This is a genomic window from Bradyrhizobium iriomotense, from assembly GCF_018129405.1.
GTDB lineage: Bacteria > Pseudomonadota > Alphaproteobacteria > Rhizobiales > Xanthobacteraceae > Bradyrhizobium > Bradyrhizobium iriomotense_B.
The window spans coordinates 28,187-42,206 of sequence record NZ_JAFCLP010000003.1 but is presented as its reverse complement, the minus strand read 5'-3'; the positions used below and the strand labels follow the sequence as shown (position 1 = coordinate 42,206).

At 64.4% G+C, this 14,020-nt stretch carries 14 protein-coding genes; 2 read left to right on the top strand and 12 right to left on the bottom strand.

All coding sequences use genetic code 11. The features are described from left to right. Nucleotides 1-254 precede the first annotated feature (254 nt). From JQ592_RS09350 to JQ592_RS09340, 3 genes are read right to left on the bottom strand one after another with little or no spacing between them, the layout of a single operon-like run. Entirely contained in the window at nucleotides 255-1,247 is a 993-nt protein-coding gene (locus JQ592_RS09350) for an SGNH/GDSL hydrolase family protein (RefSeq protein WP_211402591.1), read from the bottom strand. A gap of 12 nt (nucleotides 1,248-1,259) precedes the next feature. Continuing rightward, entirely contained in the window at nucleotides 1,260-2,039 is a 780-nt protein-coding gene (locus tag JQ592_RS09345; RefSeq protein WP_211402590.1) for an SGNH/GDSL hydrolase family protein, read from the bottom strand. Then, nucleotides 2,039-3,283 carry an OpgC domain-containing protein gene (locus tag JQ592_RS09340; RefSeq protein WP_211402589.1) on the bottom strand — a complete coding sequence of 415 codons (1,245 nt, stop codon included), beginning with the start codon at nucleotides 3,281-3,283 and terminating at the stop codon, nucleotides 2,039-2,041. The genes JQ592_RS09345 and JQ592_RS09340 overlap by 1 nt, the downstream gene beginning before the upstream one ends. A gap of 218 nt (nucleotides 3,284-3,501) precedes the next feature. Between JQ592_RS09340 and apaG the strand changes: the two genes are divergently transcribed. Next, a complete protein-coding gene (gene apaG, locus JQ592_RS09335; protein ID WP_211402934.1) occupies nucleotides 3,502-3,894 on the top strand; it encodes a Co2+/Mg2+ efflux protein ApaG in 393 nt (130 codons plus the stop codon). A 150-nt stretch (nucleotides 3,895-4,044) separates the two neighbouring features. On the opposite strand, the gene JQ592_RS09330 is transcribed toward apaG, so the two are convergent. The 3 genes from JQ592_RS09330 to JQ592_RS09320 all read right to left on the bottom strand — a co-directional run bounded on the left by JQ592_RS09330 (nucleotide 4,045) and on the right by JQ592_RS09320 (nucleotide 7,424). After that, nucleotides 4,045-5,052 carry an Hsp33 family molecular chaperone gene (locus tag JQ592_RS09330; protein ID WP_211402588.1) on the bottom strand — a complete coding sequence of 336 codons (1,008 nt, stop codon included), beginning with the start codon at nucleotides 5,050-5,052 and terminating at the stop codon, nucleotides 4,045-4,047. A gap of 240 nt (nucleotides 5,053-5,292) precedes the next feature. Beyond that, nucleotides 5,293-6,216: an ornithine carbamoyltransferase gene (gene argF, locus JQ592_RS09325; protein WP_211402587.1), complete on the bottom strand. Its 924-nt coding sequence runs from the start codon at nucleotides 6,214-6,216 to the stop codon at nucleotides 5,293-5,295. Next, complete coding sequence (locus tag JQ592_RS09320) at nucleotides 6,216-7,424, bottom strand: aspartate aminotransferase family protein (protein WP_211402586.1); 1,209 nt, start codon at nucleotides 7,422-7,424, stop codon at nucleotides 6,216-6,218. Before JQ592_RS09320 ends, argF begins: the two co-directional genes overlap by 1 nt. Before the next feature lie 454 nt (nucleotides 7,425-7,878). On the opposite strand from JQ592_RS09320, the gene JQ592_RS09315 reads away from it, so the two are divergent. Further along, nucleotides 7,879-8,391 (top strand): GcrA family cell cycle regulator, encoded by a 513-nt coding sequence (locus tag JQ592_RS09315; RefSeq protein ID WP_018644522.1) that lies wholly within the window; start codon nucleotides 7,879-7,881, stop codon nucleotides 8,389-8,391. A 264-nt stretch (nucleotides 8,392-8,655) separates the two neighbouring features. On the opposite strand, the gene phoB is transcribed toward JQ592_RS09315, so the two are convergent. The 6 genes from phoB to pstS form a co-directional block, all read right to left on the bottom strand. Further along, nucleotides 8,656-9,363 (bottom strand): phosphate regulon transcriptional regulator PhoB, encoded by a 708-nt coding sequence (phoB, locus tag JQ592_RS09310; RefSeq protein WP_008143479.1) that lies wholly within the window; start codon nucleotides 9,361-9,363, stop codon nucleotides 8,656-8,658. Nucleotides 9,364-9,387: 24 nt separating this feature from the next. Further along, the gene (gene phoU / locus JQ592_RS09305; RefSeq protein ID WP_211402585.1) at nucleotides 9,388-10,104 is read right to left on the bottom strand and encodes a phosphate signaling complex protein PhoU; all 717 of its coding nucleotides are present in this window, start codon (nucleotides 10,102-10,104) and stop codon (nucleotides 9,388-9,390) included. 10 nt (nucleotides 10,105-10,114) lie between these two features. Further along, entirely contained in the window at nucleotides 10,115-10,933 is an 819-nt protein-coding gene (gene pstB / locus JQ592_RS09300) for a phosphate ABC transporter ATP-binding protein PstB (protein WP_130363637.1), read from the bottom strand. After that, nucleotides 10,930-11,775 carry a phosphate ABC transporter permease PstA gene (gene pstA / locus JQ592_RS09295; protein ID WP_211402584.1) on the bottom strand — a complete coding sequence of 282 codons (846 nt, stop codon included), beginning with the start codon at nucleotides 11,773-11,775 and terminating at the stop codon, nucleotides 10,930-10,932. Before pstA ends, pstB begins: the two co-directional genes overlap by 4 nt. Before the next feature lies 1 nt (nucleotide 11,776). After that, entirely contained in the window at nucleotides 11,777-12,766 is a 990-nt protein-coding gene (gene pstC / locus JQ592_RS09290; RefSeq protein ID WP_211402933.1) for a phosphate ABC transporter permease subunit PstC, read from the bottom strand. 138 nt (nucleotides 12,767-12,904) lie between these two features. Next, nucleotides 12,905-13,918, bottom strand: a complete 1,014-nt coding sequence (pstS, locus tag JQ592_RS09285; RefSeq protein ID WP_211402583.1) for a phosphate ABC transporter substrate-binding protein PstS — start codon at nucleotides 13,916-13,918, stop codon at nucleotides 12,905-12,907. Between the last annotated feature and the right edge of the window lie 102 nt (nucleotides 13,919-14,020).

Below are 14,020 nucleotides of genomic sequence, written 5' to 3'. Positions count from 1 at the left end.
TCCCGGCGAAGGCCGGGACCCATAACCACAGAAAGCGGTTTGGCGAAGACTGAGAATTAAGCGGTCTGCCGTACTGACACCGCACTTCATCGATAGATCACGCGGTATGGGTCCCGGCCTTCGCCGGGACGACGATGGATGGAATCGTAGGGTGGGCAAAGCGCAGCGTGCCCACCAATCACGATCTCAATGCCGATAGATGGTGGGCACGGCGCGCGAAGAGCGCGCCTTTGCCCACCCTACGGCACCGAGCCCTACATCGGCCGATACGTTCTCACATCGGCCGGCACGTTCACCCCGAGCTTGATCTGGCCGACGGAGCGGATGATGTCGTCGCCGAGGAGCTGGGCGAAGCAGGCATAGCCCCAATCGTTCATGTGCAGGCCGTCGGCGATCACGAAGCTCTCGACCGGGATCGATTGGTTCTCGTGCCAGTCGCGCATCACCTCGAAGCGCGGGAAGATGCCGACCTTGCGGAGCTCGGCGACCTTGCCGAGCAACTTGATCATCTTGCCGGCGCTCTCGGCACGCTGATTGACGGCGGGCGAATATTGCGGATCGACCAGCACGATGTCGGCGCCGCCGGCGGACTGGATGCGGGAGATGCCGTCCTCGACCAGCTTGGCGGTATCGGCGGGATCGAGATTGCGCAGCACGGCGTTGGTGCCGACCTGCCAGATCACCATGTCTGGATGCACGTCGATCACCTGCGTCTGCAGGCGCTTCATCATCTCGGGCGCGTCCTCGCCGCCGACGCCGGCATTGACGACGGTGATGTTGGCGGTCGGATAGTGCCGGCGTAGCTGTGCGGCGAGACGGTTCGGATAGTTGAAATCGGGCGAGCTCGCGCCGTAGCCGGCGGTCGACGACGAGCCGAACGCGACGATCACGACGGGCTGGCCGGCGACGAGCTTGGCGGCGACATGCGGCAGCGAGCCCATCGTCTTCGAGCCGCCCTTCGGCGGCAGGCAGGGCACGCGGCTGAAGATGTCGCCGGCGGATTTCGCGACTTGCTTCACCTTGTCGATGGCGCGCGCGGTGATGCCGCGCTGCTCGGGAGACGTCACGGCGACCGTGGTCTGGGAGGGCGATGCGGGAGCGGGATTAGCGGTTTGCGCCGGCGCTTGCGTCGCCTGCGCGGCTTGTGCCTGCGCGCGCGATTGCGACATCGGCGTCAGCAACAGCAGCGCTGCCGCTGCCGATACAGCCAGCCATGCCGTCGGGAAAAAAGGGCGGAGAGAACTCATTAACGCTAGACCTCAATTTTGCTGCTGGGCCGGCCCCAGATGGGCTGCGTCAAACACGAACTGTGCCAACGCCCGGCCAAGGCAATCATGGACCTGTTTCGCCAATTCGGGGCCGCGGGACGGGCTGAACAGGTCGAACTGTCCCTGGTCATTCCACTGCCGCATGATCGCGAAACGATCGAACAGCGGAATGTCATGCTCCTGAGCCACCACCCGCATATTGTCGAGATAGGGCGGCACCGAGATCATGGTCTCCGTACGCGGGCTGTACTGCAAGTTCATCAACACGACGTCAGCCCCTGCATTTTGCAGCGCGGCAACCCCTTCGGTCACAGCACCGCGAAAATCGTCGGGATCGATGGCTCGGATAGCATCCACGGTCCCGGTCTGCCAGATGACCAAAGTAGGCCTTTTTGCTTCCATCAGCTTAACGAAGGTGGCGGCCGCCTCCTCTGCCGTTTTCTTGCTCTGTATTTCTACGGAGACGTGCACGGCCTCCGACGGCGGCAGCTTGTCCTTCAGGATGGCCTGCATGCGCGCCGGATAGGACGCATCCTCCGAGGCCGGAATCGCGGTCGAGCGGCTGCCGATGACCAGGATTTCGAGCGGCTTGCCCGCCTTGACGGCATCGGCGACCTTGGGAAGCTGGCTTTCGCTGCTGAGCAGATAGGACGGCAATTCGCAGGCGGCGGGCGCGGCCGGAGCGGCAGGCGCAGCATCGCCCGCGCGCGCCTCGGGCGCGGCGAGGCCACCGCATAGCAGGATCAGGCTCAGGAGAACCCTAGCCTTCATCAGCCCCCTCCCGCCATATCGGCGTTGCCGACGGCGTTTTTGGTTTTCGCACCGCTCTTGTCAGCCACGCGCTTGTACCACGAAATCACCCATGCAACGCCCCACATGATCAGGATTCCGGAGAGACTAATCAGCGCATGCATGACTGCGCCGCCGGAGACCTCGGCCAGGATGAAATGGCCGGCGAAGGCGAGGAAGACGCCGAGGCAGAAGATCTCGAGCGAATGCTGGCCGCACAGGATCAGCGGCCGCAGCCACGGCGATTTCAGGCCCGGCCAGTCCCGCGGCAGGAAGCGCACGGTGAGCGCGGCCAGTGCCAGGAAATGCGTGAAACGCAGAACGTCGAGATCGGTCTTGTCGATCGGATACATCCACTGCTCGAGCCGCTTCGGCATCAGATGGGACAGCTGCGGCAAGTACCAGGTCAGCGTCACATAGAACGCCGCCACGATATAGGCGATCGCGATCCACATCGTTACCGGCGACGCTAAAATACGCGACATGCGCCGCGCACCTCCGAGCGCACACCATGCACCGAAGACGAAAAGCAATTGCCAGGCCAGCGGATTGAAGGCCCAGAAGCCGTTCGGATAGGCGGAGAAGTAGAGGTCGTATTCCCAGGTCACCGCGTAGAGCACGACGGAAAGGCCGAGCGTGACGTCGGGCTTCCACCTCATCGACCACAGGATCACGGGCAGCGCCAGCATCAACACGATGTACAGCGGCAGCACGTCCATGTTGACGGGACGGAAGCGCAGCAGCAGCGCCTGCACGATGGTGACGTCGGGCTGCTTGAGGAAGTCCATGATCCCCATCTCTTCGGTGTAGAGCGGGTTCTCGAACCGGGTCGCTACATAGGAGATCTCGGCGAGGAAGATCGTGAACAGGAAGACGTGCGCGACGTAGATCTGCCAGACCCGCCGCAGGATGCGCGCGGTGGCGATGACGACGCCGCCCTCCAGCATCGCGCGGCCGTAGACGAAGGCGGCGGTATAGCCGGAGATGAAGATGAAGATCTCGGTGGCGTCGCTGAAGCCGTAATTGCGGATCGTGAACCAGGTCAACAGGCTCGTCGGCAGATGGTCGATGAAGATCAGCCACAGCGCCAGCCCGCGGAACAGGTCGAGCCGGAGCTCGCGCTCGCCGATGGCGGGCAGCGAGATGGCCGGCGCGGCCGCACGCGGCTCCGCAGGCTTGGCGGTTCCCGCGATGGTCGATCCCGTCACTTGGTCGGCAATGGTCATCGGGGCCTAAAAACCCTCACCCAAATAGCGACGTTGAATGGAGTGTACCGGTCCGGCCGTCATCTCGCAAAGCGACCGGATCACATAGGGGTGTCTTCGGGGTATCTTCCCGTGTCTTCCCCTGGGGGTGTACTTCCTCGCCAATTCTGGCGGCACGATGTCGCCAAAACCGCCTCCGGGGTTTGGTTCCGGCGCCGGATTTCGGTATGATGGCGGCCATGTACCGCGCCGTGACCCGCCAGATCGAAGTGACCGTCGAGCCGAACTTTGTTCCGGAGCAGTCGTCGGCCGACCGCTCCCGCTATTTCTGGTCGTACACCATCGTCATCACCAATTCCGGCGACGAGACCGTGCAGCTCAAGACGCGGCACTGGATCATCACCGACGCCACCGGCCGCCAGGAGGAGGTCAGGGGCGAGGGCGTGGTCGGCGAGCAGCCGACGCTCGCCCCCGGCGAGCGCTTCGAATATACCTCCGGCGTGCCGCTCGCGACCGCCTCCGGCTTCATGACCGGCCGCTACCAGATGGTCAGCGAAACCGGCGAGCGCTTCGAGATCGATGTGCCGACGTTCTCACTGGACAGCCCGGATAATAAGCGGGTGTTGAACTAGCGCGGTGCCGTAGGGTGGGCAAAGGCGCAAAGCGCCGTGCCCACCATTTTCAATCACGACATGAGATCGTGGGCACGCTTCGCTTTGCCCACCCTACGATATCCGAGGCTTGGCAAACAGCTTCCCCGAACTCGTCGTTGCACGCGACGCCTACGCGTCCACCACGCCCGCCTCGTGCGGCGTGAACTGGTACACCGAGCTACAGAACTCGCAGGTGACGACGACCTTGTCGTCCTTGACCATGGCGGCGCGATCGTCCGGCGAAAAACTCTTCAGCATGGACGCGACCGCGTCGCGCGAACAGGAGCATTGCGCCTTCAAGGACAGCGGCTTGAACACGCGCACGCCGCGCTCGTGGAACAGGCGGTAGAGCAGCCGCTCGCCGGAGAGCTCCGGATCGATCAGCTCGACATCCTCGACGGTCTCGATCAGCGAGCGCGCCTCGACCCAGGCGTCGTCTTCTGTGATGCTGTGCACCTCGACGCCGTCGGGTGCATCGCCGGGATGCAGATCCGCCTGCCGCGCGCGCTCCGGCGCCTTCGGCAAAAACTGCATCAGCATGCCGCCGGCACGCCAGCGATGCTTGCCGCCGTCGCTTGAGCGCCACTCCTCGCCGACCGCGAGGCGCACCTTGGTCGGGATCTGCTCGGAGCGCAGGAAATATTCGTGGGCAGCATCTTCCAGGCTGCCGCCGTCGAGCGCGACCAGGCCCTGGTAGCGGCTCATGTCGGGGCCCTGGTCGATGGTCATGGCGAGATGGCCGCGGCCGAGCAGCGTGCCGGAATCCTTCGCCGTGCCCAGACGCGAGGCGTCATAGCGGGCATAGGCGCGCAGTTGGTCCGGCGCCTTGTAATCGACGACCAGGAACGAGACCGGGCCATCGGTCTGGGCCTGGAGAATGAAGCGGCCCTCGAATTTCAGCGCCGAACCGAGCAGCGTCGCCAGCACGATGGCCTCGCCGAGCAGCTTGCCGACGGGCGCGGGATAGTCGTGCTTGGTCAGGATGTCGTCGAGCGCAGGACCAAGCCGCACCAGGCGACCGCGCACGTCGAGCGCGTCGACCTCGTAGGGCAGCACGGCGTCGTCGACCGGAACCGCAGATGGCGCGCGAACCGGGCCTTCCGGCCCGGTTTTCATGTCAGGGGATTGAAAAACCATGGGCCTCTATCTGGGGTCGGTGAGCGGGAAATGGAAGGGGGCGAGGCGCCCCATCCAGACGCTGATTTGATCACATACGATACAGCAAATTCAGTGTCGTCCTGGCGAAAGCCAGGACCCATTACCCCAGGAAGAAGTTGTGGCGCGAAGTTGGCAATGACCAATCGTCGCCAAACCAAAGCCGGTGGTAATGGGTCCTGGCCTTCGCCAGGACGACGATCCAATTTTACGCGACTGCGCCTACTTCACCGCGTCAAAGCACCAGGCCAAAATGCCCTTCTGCGCATGCAGGCGGTTTTCGGCCTCGTCGAACACGACCGATTGCGGGCCGTCGATCACCTCGTCGGTGACCTCCTCGCCGCGATGGGCCGGCAGGCAGTGCATGAACAGCGCGTCGGGCTTCGCCAGCGACATCAGCTTCGCATTGACCTGGTAGGGCTTGAGCACGTTGTGGCGATGCTCGCCTTCCTTGTCACCCATCGACACCCAGGTGTCGGTGACGACGCAATCGGCGCCCTTCACGGCGGCCTCGGGATCGGTGCCGAGCACGATCGGCGCACCTGTCGCCTTGATCCAGTCGCGCATCGCCTTCTTCGGCGCGAGCTCCGGGGGCGTTGCGACATTGAGCTGGAATTTGAAGCGCTCGGCGGCATGCGCCCAGGACGCCAGCACGTTGTTGTCGTCGCCGGTCCAGGCCACCGTCCGACCCTCGATCGGGCCGCGATGCTCCTGATAGGTCAGGAGGTCCGCCATCACCTGGCAGGGATGCGAGCGCCGCGTCAGGCCGTTGATGACGGGCACGGTCGCATTCGCCGCAAGCTCCAGCAGCGCATCATGGTTGAGGATGCGGATCATGATGGCGTCGACATAGCGCGACAGCACGCGCGCGGTGTCGGCGATGGTCTCGCCGCGGCCGAGCTGCATCTCCGCGCCGGTGAGCATGATGGGCTCGCCGCCGAGCTGGCGCATGGCGACGTCGAACGAGACGCGGGTGCGCGTCGAGGGACGCTCGAAAATCATCGCCAGCGTCTTGCCTTCGAGCGGCTTCACCGGCTGATGCGCCTTCTGCTTCGCCTTCATGGCGGAGGAGGCGTCGAGCATGCTCTTGAGCTCCGACAACGGCAGCTCGTTGATATCCAGAAAGTGCTTTGGCGACTTGCTCATCAGCTTGCCGCCCGCTTGGTCTGACTGGACGAGATCGCAGCGCAGGCGCGCTCCAGCCGCGCAACGCTGTCCTCGATCTCGGCTTCGGTGACGATCAGGGGCGGCAGGAAACGCACGACATTGTCGCCGGCACCGACCGTGAGCAGTTTTTCACTGCGCAAGGCCGCAACGAGATCGCCCGAGGGCACGACAGCCTTGATGCCGATCAAGAGGCCCTCGCCACGCACCTCGCTGACGACGTCAGGATGACGGTCGATCACCGAGGCGAGCTTCTGCTTGAGCAGCAGCGACATCCTCTGCACGTGGTCGAAGAAGCCGGGCTTGAGCATGACGTCGAGCACGGCGTTCGCAGCCGAGATCGCCAGCGGATTGCCGCCGAAGGTCGAACCGTGCGAACCAGGGCCCATCCCGGCTGCTGCATCCGTGGTGGCCAGCACCGCGCCGATCGGGAAGCCGCCGCCGAGCGCCTTTGCCAGCGACATCACGTCGGGTGTGACGCCGGTGCGCCGATGAGCGAACAGATCGCCGGTGCGGCCCATGCCGGTCTGCACCTCGTCGAAGGCGAGCAGCAGGCCCTTCTCGTCGCAGAGCTGGCGCAGTGCCTTGAGGAACGCCGGCGGCGACGAGCGCACACCGCCCTCGCCCTGGATCGGCTCGATCAGGATGCCGGCGGTCTCCGGACCGATCGCTTTCTTCACGGCTTCGATGTCACCGTGAGGGACCTGGTCGAAACCATCCATCGGCGGGCCGAAACCTTCGAGATATTTTGCAGATCCCGTCGCAGCCAGCGTCGCCAGCGTACGGCCATGGAAGGCGCCCTCGAAGGTGATGATGCGGTAGCGCTCCGGATGGCCCTTCGAGAAGTGATGATGGCGGACCAGCTTGATCACGCCTTCCAGCGCTTCGGCGCCGGAATTGCAGAAGAACACGAAGTCAGCGAAGCTTTCCTTGCACAGGCGCGCGGCGAGTTTCTCGCCGTCCGGGCTCTGGAACAGGTTCGACATGTGCCAGAGCTTAGTCGCCTGCTCCTGCAACGCCTTGACCAGCGCGGGATGGGCGTGGCCGAGCGCGTTCACCGCGACGCCGGAAGTGAAATCGAGATAGCGCTCGCCATTGGTCGCGATCAGCCAGCAGCCTTCGCCGCGCTCGAAACCGAGGTCGGCCCTGGCGAAAACGGGGAGCAAATGCGGCGCGGCGCTGTTCGTCATGACGATCACTTGATGTTGCGGACGGCCTGAACGCGCTCATGCAGCGCACCATCAACCGGCCCGGAAAACGAAACGTGCCGCCTTTTAAGGGCGGCACGTGACACTATCTTATGCCGGGTAGAACGGGTGTCAATGCCGCCCGAAAGCCCCGCGAAACGCTGAATCCGTAGTCTTGCGGTGCCGGATTTGCGGGGTTTTTGCCACGGAACATGTGGAAGCGAGTCGGCTGACTCTTGCGCGTGAGTCACGCCATATTGTAGCGTTTGGCTTGTCAGATACGACATCTCGTGCAGCAGTTCTGATCCTCTAAGTCCTCATGTACCGGCGTAAACGTTCGGGCGTTCTGGTTACGCCCGGCGAGCCTTAAGGGATTCTGGCGGCACGGGTTTTTCGAGGCTTAGGCATTCGCCGCAAGGCGCCAGGACGGCAGCCGCACGGCGAGGGAAAGGGTGCAATGACGGTTTTGACCTGGTCCGACGATCGCGTCGAGCAGCTGAAAAAGCTCTGGGAGGCCGGATTGTCGGCCAGCCAGATCGCAGCCGAGCTCGGCAACGTGACCCGTAATGCCGTGATCGGCAAAGTGCACAGGCTCGGCCTGTCCGGCCGCGCCAAGAGCCCCTCATCGGCAGCTCCTCGGCCGCGCAAGGCGCGTCCCGCTCAGCACATGATGCGGGTCAGCCGCCCCATCGCGCGCGGCAACACCGCGCTGGCGCAGGCCTTCGAGGTCGAGGTCGAGGCGGAGCCTGTGACCTACGACAACGTGGTGCCGATGAGCCAGCGGCTGTCGCTGCTCGAGCTGAACGAGGCGACCTGCCACTGGCCGGTCGGCGATCCCTCGAGCCCGGATTTCTTCTTCTGCGGCGGCAAGGCGCTCTCCGGCCTGCCCTACTGCGCCCAGCACTCGCGCGTGGCGTATCAGCCCGCGGCGGATCGCCGTCGCGCGCCGGCGAAGCCGGGCACGCGGTGAGTTTGTTGATCTAGCTGATTGCAGCCGTCGCATGATGACGGCTGAACACATCCGATGTCGTCCCGGACAAGCGCGCCTCAAGCGCGCGCAGATCCGGGATCCATAGCCACCGCAAAATGTGGTTACGGGGACTCGGAGTTACCTTTTCGCAAAACAATCACGCCCTGTGGTCACCGCGACGAGCGCGAGCACTCGCGCTGGGGTCCCGGATCTGCGCTTACGCTTGTCCGGGACGACGGCTGTGATTGCTGACGCCGCAAACCTTTACGTCTGCTCCGCCTTCGCAAAGCGATCGTCGAGCGCATAACCTGCGCCGCGGACGGTGCGGATCGGGTCCTGCTCGCGGCCGAGATTGAGCAGCTTGCGCAGGCGGCCGATATGGACGTCGACGGTGCGCTCGTCGATGTAGATGTCGCGGCCCCATACGCTGTCGAGCAGCTGCTCGCGCGAGAACACGCGGCCGGGATGCTCCAGGAAGAACTCCAGCAGGCGATACTCGGTCGGACCGAGATCGATCGGGCGGCCCGAGCGCGCCACGCGGCGCTTGTCGCGATCGAGCTCGATGTCGCCATAGGCGAGCACGGTGGCGAGCCGCTCCGGGCTGGCGCGCCGCAAGAGGCCCTTCACCCGTGCCAGCAGCTCCGGCACCGAGAACGGCTTGACGATGTAATCGTCGGCGCCGGTCGCAAGACCGCGCACCCGCTCGCTCTCCTCGCCGCGCGCGGTGAGCATGATGATGGGAAGCTGCTTGGTCTCGGGGCGGGTGCGCAGCCGCCGGCACAGCTCGATGCCCGAGAGGCCCGGCAACATCCAGTCGAGCACGATCAGGTCGGGGATGTGCTCCTTGAGGCGGGTGTCGGCATCGTCGCCGCGCATCACCGTCTCGACGTCATAGCCGTCGCCTTCGAGGTTGTAGCGGAGAAGCTCGGTGAGAGCTTCCTCGTCCTCAACCACCATAATGCGTGCGCCCATGGTTGTCGTCGCTCCTTAAAGTCTTCAGGTATTCGGGACCGTCGTGGCGAAGGTCGTCATGTCGCCCTTCGGCCGCTTGTCGGTGATGGCCTGGCCCTCGATCATGTAGAACACGGTCTCGGCGATGTTGGTGGCGTGGTCGCCGATCCGCTCGATGTTCTTGGCGCAGAACATCAAATGGATGCAGAACGAGATGTTGCGCGGATCCTCCATCATGTAGGTGAGGAGCTCGCGGAACAGCGAGGTGCAGATGGCGTCGACTTCCTCGTCGCCCTTCCACACCGCCATCGCCGCCGGCAGATCGTGCGCGGCATAGGCGTCCAGCACCGACTTGACCTGCTGCTGCACGAGGTCGGTCATGTGTTCCAGGCCGCGGAACAGTTTCAGCGGATGGAAATCGGTCTCCAGCGCGGCAACGCGCTTGCCCATGTTCTTGGCGAGGTCGCCGATGCGCTCCAGATCGGTCGCAACGCGCATGGCGCCGACGATCTCGCGCAGATCCACCGCCATCGGCTGGCGACGGGCGATGGTGAGCACGGCGCGCTCCTCGATCTTCTTCTGCAGCGCGTCGAGATCGGCGTCGGTGGTGACGACGCGCTGACCGAGCGCGACGTCGCGGCGGATCAGCGCGTCGACGGAATCGACGATCATGCGCTCGGCGATGCCGCCCATCTCGGCGACGAGGCGGGTGAGCTCCTGAAGGTCGGTGTCGAAGGCCTTTGCGGTATGTTCAGAACCCATGTCCGTCTCCTCAGCCGAACCGGCCGGTGATGTAATCCTGCGTGCGCCGATCGCTCGGCGACGTGAAGATCTTGCTGGTGTCGTCGAACTCGATCAGCTCGCCGAGATACATGAAGGCGGTCTTGTCCGAGACACGCGCCGCCTGCTGCATGTTGTGGGTGACGATCGCGATCGTGTAGTTCTCGGACAGTTCCTGGATCAGCTCCTCGACCTTGGCGGTCGAGATCGGGTCGAGCGCCGAGCAGGGCTCGTCGAACAAGATCACTTCAGGCCGCACCGCGACGGTGCGGGCGATGCAGAGGCGCTGCTGCTGGCCGCCGGAGAGCGACAGGCCCGAGGCGTTGAGCTTGTCCTTGACCTCGTTCCACAGCGCGCCGCCGCGCAGCGCCTTCTCGACGCGATCGTCCATCTCGGACTTCGAGATCTTCTCGTAGAGGCGGATGCCGAAGGCGATGTTCTCGTAGATCGTCATCGGGAACGGCGTCGGCTTCTGGAACACCATGCCGACGCGGGCGCGCAGCAGGTTGAGGTCCAGCTTGGGGTCGAGGATGTTGGTCTGGTCGAGCATCAGCTGACCGGTGACGCGCTGGCCCGGATAGAGGTCGTACATCCGGTTGAAGATGCGCAGCAGGGTCGACTTTCCGCAGCCCGACGGGCCGATGAACGCCGTGACGCGGTTGGTGCCGAGCGTCAGGTTGATGTTCTTCAGCGCGTGGTGCTCGCCGTAATAGAAGTTGAGGTTGCGCACCGTCACCTTGGCGGGCGCTTCCGGCAACGGCTGCGAGGCCAGATGAGCGTTGGAACTCACGGATACGGAAAGATCGGTCATTTTGCAGTCCTCTCGGCGCCGAGGATGCGCGCGCCAATGTTCAGGGCAAGCACGGTGATCGTGATCAGCAGCGCGCCGCTCCAGGCGAGCTGCTTCCAGTAGGCGTAGGGGCTCTGCACGAAGTTGTTGATGGTGACCGGCAGGTTCGCCATCGTCTTGTTCAGGCTGAGGCTGAAGAACTGGTTCGACAGCGCGGTGAAGAGCAGCGGCGCGGTTTCGCCGGCGACGCGGGCGGTGGCGAGCAGCACGCCGGTGATGAGACCGGAGCGGGCCGCACGATAGGCAATGCGCTTGATCACCAGCGAACGCGGCAGGCCGAGCGCAGAGGCCGCCTCGCGCAGCGCGTTCGGCACCAGCAGCAGCATGTCCTCGGTCGTGCGCAGCACCACGGGGATGACGATCACGGCGAGCGCGAGCGCGCCCGCAATGGCCGAGAAGCCGCGCATCGGCACCACCACCGCGCCGTAGATGAACAGGCCGATGATGATCGAGGGCGCCGAGAGCAGGATGTCGTTGATGAAGCGGATCACCGAGGTCAGCTTGTCGTTGCGGCCGTACTCGGCGAGATAGGTGCCGGCGAACAGGCCGAGCGGCGCGCCGATGCCGACGCCGAGCACGGTCATGATCAGCGAGCCGACGATGGCGTTGAGCAGGCCGCCTTCGGTCGAGCCGGGCGGCGGCGTGTTCTCGGTGAAGATCTGCAGGTTCAGACCGCTCACGCCGTTGTAGAGCAGCGTGACCAGGATCAGCGCCAGCCAGGTGACACCGAAGGCGGCGGCACCGATGCAGAGCCCGCGGATGACGATGTCCTTGCGGCGGCGGCGTACGTAGATCGGGTTCATGTCACTTCCCCGCCTTCTTTTCGAGACGCAGCAGCATCAGCCGCGCGGCCGCGAGCACGAAGAACGTCAGCACGAACAGGAGCAGACCGAGCAGGATCAGGCCGGACTGGTGCAGGCCGTCGCTCTCGGCGAATTCGGATGCGATCGCCGCCGAGATCGTGGTGCCCGGGGCGAAGATCGAGGAGGAGATCCGGAACGAGTTGCCGATGATGAAGGTCACCGCCATGGTCTCGCCGAGCGCACGGCCCAGCGCCAGCATGACGCCGCCGATGATGCCGACGCGGGTGTAGGGGATGACCACGCTGCGGACGACCTCCCAGGTGGTGCAGCCGACACCGTAGGCGGCCTCCTTCAGCACCGGCGGCACCGTCTTGAACACGTCGACCGAGATCGAGGTGATGAAGGGCAGCACCATGATGGCGAGGATCAGCGCGGCGTTGAACAGGCTGAGATAAGACGGGGGCCCCGCGAAAATCGCACCCAGCACGGGCACGCCGTCAAAAATCTTGATCATGAAGGGCTGGAACGTGTTGGCCAGGAACGGGCCCAGCACGAAGAAGCCCCACATGCCGTAGATGATCGAGGGGATGCCGGCGAGCAGCTCGACCGCCATGCCGATCGGGCGGCGCAGCCATTGCGGGCACAGCTCGGTGAGGAAGATCGCAATGCCGAGACCAACCGGGATGGCGATCAGCATCGCGATGAAGGAGGTGACGAGCGTGCCGTACATCGGCCCGAGCGCGCCGAGCACGGGCGGATCGGCCGACGGCGCCCAGCGCTGCGTCCACAGGAAGGAGATGCCGTATTCCTTCATCGCCGGGAAGGCGCCGACGATCAGCGAGACGATGATGCCACCGAGAATGAGCAGCACCGAGATCGCGGATAGCCGCGTGATCCAGTAGAAGGTGAGATCGCCGAGCTTGAACGCGCTCAAAGCCTTGGCGCGATCATACGGTCCGGCGGCATCAATTACGTTGCTCTCGACAGCCATCTCAGCCACGCCGATCCCCTGTAGCCGTTATTTATATACGCTTGTTGTTGGTGGCGCGCTCCGGATGCGGCGCGAGGCCGATCCGGAGCGGAGGTCTTGGATCATCCCGGCACCATGTCCGGGACAGTTGAGCTTTACTTAGCTCTTGATCTCGGCAGCCCAGGTCTTCTCGATCAGGGTCACGACACCCTCGGGCATCGGGATGTAGTCGAGCTCCTCAGCCGCCTTGCCGCCGCTCTTGAAAGCCCAGCGGAAGAACTTGATGGCTTCCTGCGAGGCCGCCTTGTCGGTGGCTTCCTTGTGCATGAGGATGAAGGTCGCCGCGGTGATCGGCCAGGACTTGTCGCCGGGCTGGTCGGTCAGGATGACGTAGTAGCCGGGAGCCTTGGCCCAGTCGGCGTTGGAGGCGGCCGCCTGGAAGGCCTCGACGGTCGGCTGCACCGGCTTGCCGGCCTTGTTGACGAGACCGGTGTAGGTCAGCTTGTTCTGCTTGGCATAGGCGTACTCGACATAGCCGATCGAGTTCTTGGTCTGGCTGATGTTGCCCGACACGCCTTCGTTGCCCTTGGCGCCGACGCCGACCGGCCACTCGACCGCGGTGCCCTCGCCGACCTTGCTCTTCCAGTCCGCGCTGGCCTTGGCGAGGTAGTTGGTGAAGTTGAAGGTGGTGCCCGAACCGTCCGAGCGGCGGACCACGGTGATCGCCTCCGAGGGCAGCTTCACGTTCGGATTGAGCTTCTTGATCGCGGCGTCGTCCCACTTGGTGATCTTGCCGAGATAGATGCTGGCCAGGGTCTCGCCATCGAACACCATCTCGCCGGGCTTCACGCCCTCGATGTTGACGACGGGGACGATGGCGCCCATCACCATCGGCCACTGGACGAGGCCGTCCTTCTCGAGCTGCTCGGCCTTGAGCGGCGCATCGCTGGCGCCGAAGGTCACGGTCTTGGCCTGGATCTGCTTGATGCCGCCGCCCGAGCCGATCGACTGGTAGTTCAGACCGTTGCCGGTCTCCTTCTTGTAGGCGTCAGCCCATTTGGAATAGATCGGGAACGGGAAGGTCGCACCGGCACCCGTGATATCGGCAGCAAAGGCCGCCGTCGTCGATGCGGCGACCAAGCCAGCAGCGACGATAGTTTTGATGAAATTCATGCTGGTCTCCATACAGGGGAGCGAAGCGCCATCCGCGCCCGATCGCGCTCCCCGTGCCGCCCCTTTAGGAGCGGTCGGCTGTGCTTTTACGAAGGTTTCGTG